Origin of the sequence: Blochmannia endosymbiont of Camponotus nipponensis (assembly GCF_009827135.1) — a bacterium.
Taxonomy (GTDB): domain Bacteria; phylum Pseudomonadota; class Gammaproteobacteria; order Enterobacterales; family Enterobacteriaceae; genus Blochmanniella.
Map to the genome: position 1 here is coordinate 716,568 of NZ_CP046534.1, position 12,680 is coordinate 729,247.

Sequence of the window (12,680 nt, forward strand, 5' to 3'; positions counted from 1 at the left end):
ATTTATACATGATATTATCTCTACAAATTGCGTTGAAATTTCATCAAAGCGCAAGAAACAATACTTTAATATCTTTAGTATCTTTAATTGCAGTTGTTAGTATTGCTATAGGAATAACGATATCTATAATTTCATTAAGCGCAATAAATGGTTTCAAATATGAGTTAAGCAATCGCATTTTGGCAGTTATTCCGCATGGTGAGATTGAACCAATCAATACACCTTTCATTGGTTGGAAGACAGTTTTAGCGCATATTCGTAAAATGCCAGACATTATTTATGCAAGTCCTTATATTAATTTTTACGGAGTTGTTGAATATTACAATAAATGGCATGCAGTCTATATTAGAAGTGTAGATTTAACACAAAACGTGTATGAAAATGGATTAATTAATTTTATAGAAAAAGATTCTTGGAAATATTTTTGTAAAAATACGAAACAAATTATTTTAGGAAAAGGAATATCAGATACTTTAGGAGTTAAAGTAGGAGATTGGGTTACTATTTTAATTACTAAGGACTTTTGTGCAAGCAACAAATTATTATTATCTAATAAAATTTCTTTACAAGTGGCTGGGATATTAAATTTGAATAGTCAATTAGATTATAATATTGCGATGATATCCTTATCAGACGCGCAATGTTATTGTGGTAGAACATCAGATATTTCAGGAATAGCTATTAAAACTAATGATATTTTTTCTGTTAATAAGACAATATATAAGATTGCAAAGAAACTGAATCATCAGATTTACGTGCGCAGCTGGATGGATACTTATGGATATATTTATCAAGATATTCAAATGGTTCGTATAATTATATATTTATCGATAGTATTAATAATAGGTATTTCTTGTTTTAATGTAATTGCTACGCTTATTTTATCAATAAAAGATAAAAATTATGATGTTGCGATAATTCGTGCATTAGGAGCTCCAAATATTTTTATTCAGCATGTTTTTTTTTGGTATGGATTAATTATTTACGTGATTGCCAGTATAGTAGGAACTGGATTCGGTATTTTTATAGCTTTTAATTTAACAAATTTAGTTATAATATGCAATGATTTACTAGGAAATAAAATTTTTCCAGAAGGAATTTATTTTATTAATTTTTTACCTGTCAAACTGAATAAATGGGATATATTGTTGGTGTTAAGCATAACATTGTTACTTGGATCATTAACTAGTTGGTGCATAGCATTAAAGACGAGGAAAATCGATTTATATAAAATATTAAAATGAATAATTGAGATTACAGTTTTTCTTATCAGAATGTAGGGTGTTAAATGATCTATTTGATTATGTACACAATGATATTATAAGTAAAAATGAATATCGAATATTATTATAAAAGTATATGTTTAGTATTTTTATGTAATAGTTTTGAAGTTTGTTTATGTGTGTATTTTGAATAATATTTAGTTTGTAGTTTACATTATGATTATGAAGGTAATAAAATACAATAGGATGTGTGATATTGTATAACACAAGAATCCACGAGATCAATATGTTTGAATGTATATCCTGATATGAATTTAGTATTTATGCGTATAAGGATAATATCTATAATCTGATACTTACAGTTGTATTTTTAATGTAAGGATATATATGCAATGAAAATTGCAGATCAATCGGTAAAATAATCAATGTTTATTTTTTAATTTTTAAAATGTAGTATAAATTTATTATAATTGACCAATAATTAAAAATTTTGTTATGTTATATCAGCAATGTCATTTGCCATTTCTACCGCTAAACCTATATAATTAATTGGAGTGATTTTTTTTAGTCGTATTTTTTCTATTGTTGGTAATGGTAATGATTCAATAAAAATTTTTATTTTTTCAGCATTAACGTCTGTATTACTGATAAATTTTTTCGTATATTCATAAGATTCGTGAATATTGTGTCGCCGCATTACTGTTTGAATGGCTTCGCTTAATATTAACCAATGTTTACTTAATTCGGTCAATATATGTTCTTTATTAATTGTTAATGTTTTTATGCCTTTTAATACACTATGGTAGGCAATTAAGGCATATCCCAAGGCTATTCCTAAACTTCTTAGAACAGTAGAATCACTTAAATCACGTTGCCAACGCGATATTGGTAATTTAGCAGAAAAATGATTAAATATAGCATTGGCTAATCCTAAATTTCCTTCGGAATTTTCAAAATCTATAGGGTTTATTTTATGAGGCATAGTAGAAGATCCGATGAAATCATTCTTATGATTTTGTTTGAAATAATTGAAAGCAATATAGCCCCATACATCTCTATTAAAGTTTATGAGGATGGTATTAAATCGTGCGATACAATCGGATAATTCAGCAATATAATCATGTGGTTCTATTTGTGTTGTATAAGGATTCCATTCAATACCTAAAGATATAACAAATTCTTCACTGAATTTTCGCCAATTTATTTCTGGATATGCTATAGTGTGAGCATTGTAGTTTCCTACGGCGCCATTAATTTTTCCTAAAATTTTTATTGATTCTAATTGATGATATTGGCGTATCAAACGATATGCAATGTTAGCCATTTCTTTTCCTATGGTAGAAGGAGTAGCAGGTTGTCCATGAGTTCTGGATAACATAGGAATATTTTTGTAATTAATACTCATTTTTTTTATTTCGTTAATAATTTGTTCCCAAATTGGCAATAAAATGGTTCTTTTAGCGTTAATCAGCATTAATCCATATGCAAGATTATTAATATCGTCTGAAGTACAAGCAAAATGAATAAATTCACTTATTTTTTTTAAAGTAGGTAATTTATTTATTTTTTCTTTTAAAAAATATTCTACTGCTTTGAGATCATGATTAATAATTTTTTCTATTTGTTTAATACGTTCTGCATCTTTAATATTAAAGTCAATTACCAATTTATTTAAAAAATCACATTCTATTTGCGTGAAAGGTGGTATTTCTTTGATAGAAATTGTGTTAGCTAGTTTTTTCAACCAATGGATTTCTATTTGTACACGAAATCTTAGTAAACTAAATTCACTAAAAATATTACGTAAAGAATCAGTTTGTTTATAGTAACGACCATCAATAGGAGATATTACGGTTAAGGGCGATAATGTTATCACTTTTTCCTCTTTATAATTTGTAGGTTCTTACGTGTACACAATATTTATAGATTAAATGTTTTTAAAAATAATACATATGTATATATTGTGTTTTTATTTTTTTGTGATGAAAAATTTATTTTTATAATTATGACTGATTATATGAGCATTTACATTAATGTTAAAAACATATGGAGTAATTATAATTACTGATGTTTTATTATAATGATAAGTATAACTATTTATATTATGCATATAATTGATTATTAATTTTGATGTTAATTATTTTTGGTTTTATATAAATTTCTAGAAAATTATAACATTTATTTATAATAAAATGTATACCAATCAAATAACAGTTAAATGTTCACAATTATAGTAATATTTAATATTATTAACAATATTAAATAAATTTTATTATTGTTGTTTCTTATGTTGGTTCAGATTATTCTTTGGTGTTTAAACCGGATAAAAGGATATTTTTTGCGATGATTCCTCCTCCTAAACAACGTTCTTTTGAATAAAAGACTGCTGATTGTCCCGGTGTAATTGCTAGAACCGGGTTTTTTAAAATGACTCTTAGATTGTTGTTAGAAAGAGGGTACACTTGACATGGAATATCTGGATGCCTATATCTAGTTTTAACTGTACAACATAAAGGTGATTTAAGTGTATTTTCTTTAATCCATTGTGCTTGTTCAGCGACGAATTCGGTAGACATGAGACGTGGATGGTTACGTTTTTGTGCTACAATTAATGTATTATTCATTATATCTTTATCTATTACATACCACGGTTGACCATTGCCTTCTTTAACTCCACCGATATTCAGCCCTTTTCTTTGTCCTAAAGTATAAAATGATACTCCTTGGTGTGTTCCGATTTTTTTCCCTCTTGTATTAATTATAATTCCTGGCCGTATCGGTATGTAGTTGCTAATAAAATCTTTAAATTTGCGTTTACCAATAAAACAAATACCAGTTGAGTCTTTTTTGTTTGCTGTAATTAAATTTAGTTTCTTAGCAATATTTCTAACTTTTGATTTATTTAATGTTCCCAAAGGAAATAAACATTGCCTAAGTTGTTTGCTACTAAGTGTATATAAAAAATAACTTTGATCTTTATTTCTATCTACACCACGCATCAAATAAATTTCTTTGTTTATATTAATACGACGCACATAATGTCCAGTTGCTATAAGGTCAGCTCCTAAACTTTTACGTGCAAATTCTAAAAAATATTTAAATTTAATCTCCTTATTACAGAGTATATCAGGATTGGGGGTGCGACCAGCGCTATATTCTCGTAAAAATATTTGAAATACATTTTCCCAATATTCTTGAGAAAAGTTTATGGTATGTAAATGTATACCTAAATGATTACAGACAGAATAAGTATCTGATAAGTCAGATGCTGATGCACAATATTCTGTGTTATCGTCATCTTCCCAATTTTTCATAAATAATCCTTCTACTGTATATCCTTGTTGTTGTAACAACCATGCGGATACAGAAGAATCTACCCCCCCAGACATACCAACAATTACTTTTTTTGAACTAATATACGACATAATTTATAATAAAATAAAGATCTAAAGTTAATTATGTAATACTGCGTATACATAATATATTATATAGCAAAAAATTTATATTTAAAAAAGATTTCATTATGTAAATGTACGGTACATTATTTATTTGGAACAATTTATATGTTCATAATACATATACAAAAATACATGTTTTAAAAAATTAAGTACTTTTATGTGTATAAAATATGAAAATTGAAAAATTTCATTTACGTTATGAGGTTGATGATATAGTGTTTTCAAAAAAAAGAAAATTAAATTATAGTTATTTGCAAGTTTTTAATGTAAATATATATATATATTAAATTAGCATATATTATAAACTTGATTTTTTAATTTTAAATATATGTTATGTATTATTATTTTGTATCTTTTATATGGATAGAATAGGATAGATAAATATAAATTTTTGAGCTCAATTATTCTTTTGAAATATATACAAAATATATCTAGTATATATACAATGTTTTATTTAAAAACTCAATGCTATAATAATATATTTATATTTATTTTTTATGTTTTATATATCATGATTTTCAGTATGAAATATGTAATGTACATTATGTTATATATATATTTTGATATATTTATTGATAAAAAATGTTATTGTTTATACATGTAAAAAATGAGATTTTTATGACTAAAAATGATATAAAAGTGTTATCCAATGATCTAACGCGGATCATAAAAAAGACAGATAATTTACAAGGATTTGTTCAGGTTAGAGCGGCGCATCGTCGTGAACTTATTGATGATTATATTGAGTTGATTGCAGATTTGATTCAAGAATACGGAGAAGCGCGTCAAGTAGAGTTAGCATTAAGACTGGGAGTAACACAACCAACAGTAGCAAAAATGCTGAAGAAATTAATTGCTTCTTCATTAGTTAAACATGCACGCTATCGTGGAGTGTCTTTGACAATACAAGGAAAACAGTTAGCTAAAGAAAATCATATACGACACAAAATTGTAAAAACTTTTCTAATGGCTTTAGGCATTAATAAAAAAATTGCTCAAAGAGACGCAGAAGGTATTGAACATCATGTTAGCAATGAAACATTACTAGCATTTAGTCAATTTTCTGATCGCTTCAATAGATAACTAAATTTAGTTAAATAATTATATAATAAATATATATATATATATATTTAATTTATATTAATCTTTATCTCATTAAAAATGAGATATCTTACGTTATATAGTAAAGTTATGTTTTTTAGATTTTTTAATATCAACTTTACATATATCGTTTACTATAATAAAAATGTAAATATAAATTATTATTTATTTATATATAGTATATATAAATAAATATCTCTGCATATTTTAATTATTAAAATTACAAGGAATTAATTTTCCAGAATAAAGGCATCGCTTTTGCATGATAATTTTTATGAAGAAGTATATATTTTGATTATAAAAATCATGAAATTATGAAGATTTATATAATATATTCGGTTGGCATTTTATTCTTAACGGCTTGTGCGCAGAGAAACGTTGAAGAAAACATTGGACGAACATTATATACTGATTCAAAGTACGCGATTATTTATTCTTCTAAACGAATTACACCATCTATATATAATGATTACATTCATCGTTGTGCTATGAATTATGGAGTAGACGCTTCTTTAGTAAAAGCTATCATTCAAGTAGAATCTAATTACGATCCTACTGTAATTAGTAAATCTAATGCTGTGGGTTTGATGCAGCTTAAAGCGGATACTGCAGGAAAAGATGCTTATCGTTTGAAAGGATGGAAAGGAAAGCCTAGTATTCATGAATTAAAAAATGCTGCTATTAATATTGATCTTGGTACTGCTTATTTATCTATATTGCAAAAACAATTAGAAGGAATTATTAATTTAAAAACCAGACGTTACGCTATAATTGTTGCTTATGTGAACGGTGTAAGTGCATTGTTAAAAACATTTTCTATTGATCGCAATTATGCAATCAAGAAAATAAATAGACTTAATCCAGAACAATTTTTCCAACATATACAATCTCATCATCCATCTACACAAGCACAACGTTATTTATTTAAAGTTAATTCTATTTATATTGAACAGAATTAATTATAATAATGATGTATTTGATATTAATGCTTTTAATAAAATTTTTACGAGCATATATATGGTGATAATTATTTGATGAAGCATAATTATTAATATGTTTATTGATTGTAGTTAATTTTTATATCTAACTTTAATGGGTATCAATATATTTGATTACTGTCATTATCGTAATAAATGGTAAAAAGATGTCAATAGAATATTTAAGATTAATGAATGGTTATTCTGATCCATTTAAATGGGTGATAATCATGTTAAAATATCAGGATACTTTGTTATTATGTGGTTTAATTAAAAATTAATTACAAGTTGTAGATCATTTTATATATAAAAATTGATAAATATATGGTTATTAACTATTGTAATTTGCGAGTTGTTAAATTTTAATAAAAAGGGAAGAGTAAATTTGATTAAATTGATTTTTTCATAAATTTATTAATGAATGCTTTATATTATAATAGTTGTTTCTGAAACAAATAATATATATATGTATATATATATTATTTTGACTATATATTTTTAATATATTATCAGCAAATGTTTCGGTTATAAGTATTTAAGTTAGGTAATTGTTATAACGGGAACATTGGGATAACTTAAATTTTCATGTTAGTTAGTTTGATATTTGATTTATGTCATGTAATTTCAGTACATTGCATAGTACAGTCACTGCATTCAAATCCTACTTCTGGATGAAAGGTACAAATATTGCATGAGTTTATTTCTTTGCAACAATATAATTTAATACGATCTTTTTTAGTATATAAGTATGCTAAACCGATGCTTAATAAAATTATAAGCATTATTGTTAAATTCATTATATATTTTACCTGATTTTTTATGTTGATCAGAATAGGTGATGACGAGTGATTGTTTTGATCCTCAGTTTTTTTCAGAGGAGAGGATATGTAGAGTTGATCTTCATTAATTTTTTCTATAATTAATTGATTATTTAATCTTAATCCTCGTTTAGGAATTGTTACAATAGACGAAGCTTCTAATCCAAAAGAAGTAAAAGTTTTTCTTATTAAACTAATTTGTTGATTTAAGTTTCCATTAGATGGTTCAAGTCCATAAGCTCTCCAAACGATTGAAAACAAGTGTTCTCGAGTAACTGGCGCGCAAACATCAGTATTCCGTTGTTTAATTAGTTCTTCTAATACCCGTCCAGCAGAATTAGACAATTTTACTGATGTATTAGAATCAGTTAATGATGTTAAAACATATTCTGTAGTGTCAAATATTATGGTAGATTGAATTACATATTTCATTTAGTTACTCTATATGAACTGTAAATTGACAAAGTCAGATTCATGTCAGTTGTTTATATAAAATTTAAATAATATTATTTTTTAATTGAAATATATAAAAACTATAAAAAGTATTTTATTATGAAAATTTGCTTTAACATGATTTTAATTATATTATTTTAGATTATGGTAGTTTTACAATTTATTTCAGATAGTATAATACCATACCATAAAAAAGCTAGCATGTTAGTACATGTATTGTTTCAGGAGAAATATAAAATGATACATATTATATATGTTAGTACGCCAATGATATATAAATTATTATTCAATCAATTTTAGCGTTAAATTGAATAGTATGCGTTAATTAAACTTTAGTTGAGCACAGAATAATAAGTATTGTAAGTCTCCATTAGTGTTAAGATAATATTTTTAATTTAATGTTATATATAATAATTTGATTTTTTAAAGTATCATGATATTTGTAAATACTGCAAAAATGCATGTTTAGCTATATATGGTTTCAATTGATGTTGTTAGTATCATTGATTTATATGATTTTTATTGAAAAAAATTAATGACCAGTATAATTGTGATGATTGTATGAGTATGTTGAAAACATGTAATAGTTATAAATATCATGTATATGGTATATGATGTATGGTGTATGGTGTATTTTTTATATTTTAAAATATTAATTCATATAATGTTATTTATAATATATTTCACATTGATTATGTTGATTGTTAATCATACTCAAGCTAATTCAAACGATGCATCATTTCACGGTAGATCCGAGGAAGTTTCCGTATCGGTGTCTGATGATATACAAAATTTGCCTATATTATTACAAGAAAAAGTGCACGACGATATCGTAACTATTATTTTACCAAAAAATTCTCCATTAATTTTTACCTCTTCTCCCTCAAAATTTTTGCAATCGTTTTATGTAACTGATATGTCTGATTATTTAAAAAATATTGTTGGTTTTAATTCTATTCGTAACGGAGGAGTAAATAACGAACCAACATTTCGTGGAATGTTTGGGTCTCGGATACGTATTTTGATGAATAGTGGTGAAATACTTGGAGCTTGTTTTTCTCACATGGATCCTGTTAGTGCTTATATTTCTCCAAACACTTTTGATATTTTAAATATTATTAAGGGCCCTCAAACGGTACTATGGGGTCCTGTAACATCTGGAGGTACATTACAATTTGAACGATATCATCCTCGTTTTGATAGATCAAAAATTCAATTACGTAGCAATGTAGCAATTGGCGCAAATAATAGAATGGATAAAAATATAGATAGTATCATAGGGAATAAATATGGTTATCTTAGATTAATAGGAGAGGTTTCTAGTGCGGATGATTATTATGATGGTAATAAACACCGAGTACATTCTGCATGGTATAAATGGAATGCTGATGCAATTTTATCATTCAATATTGGTACGGACACATGTTTGGAAGTTAGTTTGGGACAAGGCAATGGTCATGCAAATTATGCTGCTCGATCTATGGATGGGTTATGTTTTGCTAGAGAAAGTTATGCAATAAAAATAGAAACTTCGAATATAAGTGAAACATTAGATAAAATTGAATTGCAAGCATGGCGCAATTATGTAAACCATATTATGGCTGATACTACTATACCTTATATTACAAAATCTTCTACTAAAAAATGTTGTGGTTTCAGTGAAAATTTCAATAACAATATTGATCGATTGATATGGGGGGTTCGAGGTATCGCTGTGTCTCAGTGGGATAATATTAAGTGTTACAGTGGTGCGGATCTACAAATTAATAAACATAGAAAATACGCACAATCTGATGCTAATTGGAAAACAGATATTATTTCTCAAGATACTGGTGTATTTACCGAATTGATTGTTGATTCGTTGTCAGATAGAAGATTAGTTGGCGGCGCGCGACTGGAATATGGTGTAATTAATTTTAATAATCATTCTAAGTATAAACGAAATGCTATAGTATATCCTGCTGGATTTATACGATATGAAAATAATGTTAATCCATTATTGTCGTATTATATTGGTGTGGGAACAAGCTTTCGTTTTCCAGATTACTGGGAATTATTTTCTACTAAATTGGGTGAAAATCTTAATATTGAAAATATTTTTCAATTAAAACCTGAAAGATCCATACAAATAGATACAGGAGTATATTTTCAGCATCTACAAACAAACGGATGGATATCATCTTATGTTGGGTATGTTAAAGATTTTATTTTATCTGATTACAATAATCATGCTACCACATCAGATGATACTAATTATGCAAAAAACACTCATGTTAAAATATGTGGCGCTGAAGCAGGATTAAATTATAAATTTAATGATCATTGGAGTACTGAAGGCAATATTTCATGGGCTTGGGGCGTTAATATAAACGATAATTTTATTTTGCCTACAATTCCTCCATTGGAAGGGAAAATAACATGTCAATGGACACACGGATATTACAGTATAGCTACTTTATGGAGGTTTATGTTAGCACAACAGTCTAATAATAATGAGTGGTTCCATACAAGAATAAATTGTAATACCCCAGGTTTTGGAATATTATCCGTACATCTAGCATGGACGAGTTCTCGATTTTATAAATTTAGCGTTGGTGTAGATAATTTATTAAATCATAATTATAGAGAATACTTGAGTTCACATATTCATAAACGATTTGGATATCCTGATAGAAAGTTAATTTATGAACCAGGACGTACTTGGTGGGTTAAAGTAGGGATGATATTCTAAATAAAAAAGAGGCGATAATGGACAACAGGTTCATAGATAAATAAAAGAGTTTTATTGTTGTCGGTAGTATAATTGTCAGAGAATATATTTAGAGATTAGGTTAATTGCGCATATATTTTGGAAATTTTGATTATCTACTGCGAAAAATAATTCTTCCTTTGCTTAAATCGTATGGTGTAAGTTCAACTGTTACTTTATCTCCCGTCAATATGCGAATATAGTTTTTTCTTATTTTTCCGGAAATATGTGCCACAATGATGTGTCCATTTTCTAATTTTACACGAAACATTGTATTAGGTAAAGTATCTAATACTACACCATGCATTTCGAAATTTTCTTCTTTTGTCATCATTATCTCTAACAAATTAACAATAATTGAAATTATATCATAATATATTAGTTAATCAAGTATTAAAGTTTAATGCATGCGACTCATTTAATATCTTAATTTTTAATAAAAGTTTATAAAAGCAATATTTTTGTTATATATAGTTATTATATATTTTTATGATATTTTATTTTTGAACATATGCATATATTCATATTTAATATGAATCTCTTTTTTATGGTATCGATATATATATGTAGACTTTAATATAATCAACGTATATGTTGCATGGTGAATATAGATTCATATCACTATTTTATGTATGAAATAGTATTCAAAAAAAATATATTGATAAGATATTTATGTTTGTTTTCAATTTTTTAAATAAAAATAATTATATATTTTATTTTGAAAGTGACCAGATAATCATTTAAGTGCTATAATAATTATTATAGCTTCTTAAAAGTGTATTAATCTGCAGTGGATAAATAGCGTTCAGCATCTATTGCTGCCATGCAACCTGAGCCAGCAGCGGTGATGGCTTGACGATAGATATGATCCATAACGTCTCCTGCTGCAAATATACCAGAAATGGAAGTAGCTGTTACGTTACCATTTGTGCCAGATTGTATACGAATGTATCCATTATCTAATACAAGTTGATCATTGAAAATAGAAGTATTAGGGTTATAACCGATAGCAATAAATACACCTTGAACGATTATTATATATTCCTTGTTTTGTATTATGTTTTTTACACATATACCGGTGACATCTGTGTCATTACCTAATATTTCCTTAACAATATGGTTAGTATGTAAAAAAATATTACCGGTTTTCACTTTATGCATCAGTCTATTAATTAATATTTTTTCTGCACTAAATTTATCACGACGATGGATAATATGAACCTCAGAGGCAATGTTAGATAAATATAAACTTTCCTCCACTGCCGTATTACCACCACCAACTACTGCAACAATTTGTTTATTAAAAAAAAATCCATCGCAAGTAGCACATGAAGATACACCTTTTCCTCTATATTTTTCTTCAGAAGGTATTCCAAGTTTGCGAGCATATCCTCCTGTACTTATAATTAAAGCATCGCACGTATATTTATAGACATTACCATACAAACAAAAAGGATATTTTTTGAAATTTACTTTTAAAATATGATCAGAAATAATTTCTGTATGTAAAGAAGTGGCATGTGTGTTCATACGATCCATCAATGTAGGTCCGGTAAGATTTTTTGCATCTCCAGGCCAATTTTCAATATATGTAGTAGTACTGAGTTGACCTCCTATTTCTAATCCAGTAACTAGTACAGGTTTTAAGTTGGCTCGTGCAGCATAAATCGCTGCAGTATACCCGGCAGGTCCTGCTCCTAATATAAGTAATTTACAGTGTTTTTTCATTACCATAATTGTTTTACCTCCTCATATCTCATTCAAACAAAATGCATATATTGCTTCTGTATATTGCATTAAGTATTGATTTTTTTGATATTTAATGTTTTTTAAAAATTAAAATTGATGTAAAAAATAAGTTATAAGTATGCTAAAAATAATAATTCATTTTAGTTATATGA

Annotated in this window: 9 protein-coding genes; 4 read left to right on the forward strand and 5 right to left on the reverse strand. The window is 26.8% G+C overall.

All coding sequences use genetic code 11. The features are described from left to right. The first annotated feature begins 8 nt into the window (after positions 1–8). Positions 9–1,244, forward strand: coding sequence for a lipoprotein-releasing ABC transporter permease subunit LolE (gene lolE / locus GN161_RS02985; RefSeq protein ID WP_159715402.1), 1,236 nt, complete (start codon positions 9–11; stop codon positions 1,242–1,244). A gap of 472 nt (positions 1,245–1,716) precedes the next feature. Here lolE and purB read toward each other — a convergent pair whose 3' ends face one another. Both purB and mnmA read right to left on the reverse strand, forming a co-directional pair. Continuing rightward, positions 1,717–3,096 carry an adenylosuccinate lyase gene (gene purB, locus GN161_RS02990; RefSeq protein ID WP_420021892.1) on the reverse strand — a complete coding sequence of 460 codons (1,380 nt, stop codon included), beginning with the start codon at positions 3,094–3,096 and terminating at the stop codon, positions 1,717–1,719. Positions 3,097–3,523: 427 nt separating this feature from the next. After that, entirely contained in the window at positions 3,524–4,648 is a 1,125-nt protein-coding gene (gene mnmA / locus GN161_RS02995) for a tRNA 2-thiouridine(34) synthase MnmA (RefSeq protein WP_159715406.1), read from the reverse strand. Positions 4,649–5,299: 651 nt separating this feature from the next. On the opposite strand from mnmA, the gene mntR reads away from it, so the two are divergent. Then, positions 5,300–5,764 carry a manganese-binding transcriptional regulator MntR gene (gene mntR, locus GN161_RS03000; RefSeq protein ID WP_159715408.1) on the forward strand — a complete coding sequence of 155 codons (465 nt, stop codon included), beginning with the start codon at positions 5,300–5,302 and terminating at the stop codon, positions 5,762–5,764. Positions 5,765–6,096: 332 nt separating this feature from the next. Next, entirely contained in the window at positions 6,097–6,741 is a 645-nt protein-coding gene (locus GN161_RS03005; RefSeq protein WP_159715410.1) for a transglycosylase SLT domain-containing protein, read from the forward strand. A gap of 632 nt (positions 6,742–7,373) precedes the next feature. On the opposite strand, the gene GN161_RS03010 is transcribed toward GN161_RS03005, so the two are convergent. Beyond that, positions 7,374–8,009, reverse strand: a complete 636-nt coding sequence (locus GN161_RS03010; protein ID WP_159715412.1) for a winged helix-turn-helix domain-containing protein — start codon at positions 8,007–8,009, stop codon at positions 7,374–7,376. Positions 8,010–8,724: 715 nt separating this feature from the next. Between GN161_RS03010 and GN161_RS03015 the strand changes: the two genes are divergently transcribed. Next, positions 8,725–10,761 carry a TonB-dependent copper receptor gene (locus GN161_RS03015; RefSeq protein ID WP_236840092.1) on the forward strand — a complete coding sequence of 679 codons (2,037 nt, stop codon included), beginning with the start codon at positions 8,725–8,727 and terminating at the stop codon, positions 10,759–10,761. 130 nt (positions 10,762–10,891) lie between these two features. Here GN161_RS03015 and infA read toward each other — a convergent pair whose 3' ends face one another. Beyond that, positions 10,892–11,110 carry a translation initiation factor IF-1 gene (gene infA / locus GN161_RS03020; protein ID WP_159715584.1) on the reverse strand — a complete coding sequence of 73 codons (219 nt, stop codon included), beginning with the start codon at positions 11,108–11,110 and terminating at the stop codon, positions 10,892–10,894. 449 nt (positions 11,111–11,559) lie between these two features. After that, positions 11,560–12,513: a thioredoxin-disulfide reductase gene (trxB, locus tag GN161_RS03025; protein WP_159715414.1), complete on the reverse strand. Its 954-nt coding sequence runs from the start codon at positions 12,511–12,513 to the stop codon at positions 11,560–11,562. Positions 12,514–12,680: the final 167 nt, after the last annotated feature.

Excerpts from the sequence above, each read along its gene's own strand:
- lolE (WP_159715402.1), top strand. The coding sequence starts at position 9 with ATGATATTATCTCTACAAATTGCGTTGAAATTTCATCAAAGCGCAAGA.
- infA (WP_159715584.1), bottom strand. The coding sequence starts at position 11,110 with ATGACAAAAGAAGAAAATTTCGAAATGCATGGTGTAGTATTAGATACT.
- GN161_RS03005 (WP_159715410.1), top strand. The coding sequence starts at position 6,097 with ATGAAGATTTATATAATATATTCGGTTGGCATTTTATTCTTAACGGCT.
- GN161_RS03010 (WP_159715412.1), bottom strand. The coding sequence starts at position 8,009 with ATGAAATATGTAATTCAATCTACCATAATATTTGACACTACAGAATAT.
- GN161_RS03015 (WP_236840092.1), top strand. The coding sequence starts at position 8,725 with ATGTTGATTGTTAATCATACTCAAGCTAATTCAAACGATGCATCATTT.
- trxB (WP_159715414.1), bottom strand. The coding sequence starts at position 12,513 with ATGGTAATGAAAAAACACTGTAAATTACTTATATTAGGAGCAGGACCT.
- mntR (WP_159715408.1), top strand. The coding sequence starts at position 5,300 with ATGACTAAAAATGATATAAAAGTGTTATCCAATGATCTAACGCGGATC.
- mnmA (WP_159715406.1), bottom strand. The coding sequence starts at position 4,648 with ATGTCGTATATTAGTTCAAAAAAAGTAATTGTTGGTATGTCTGGGGGG.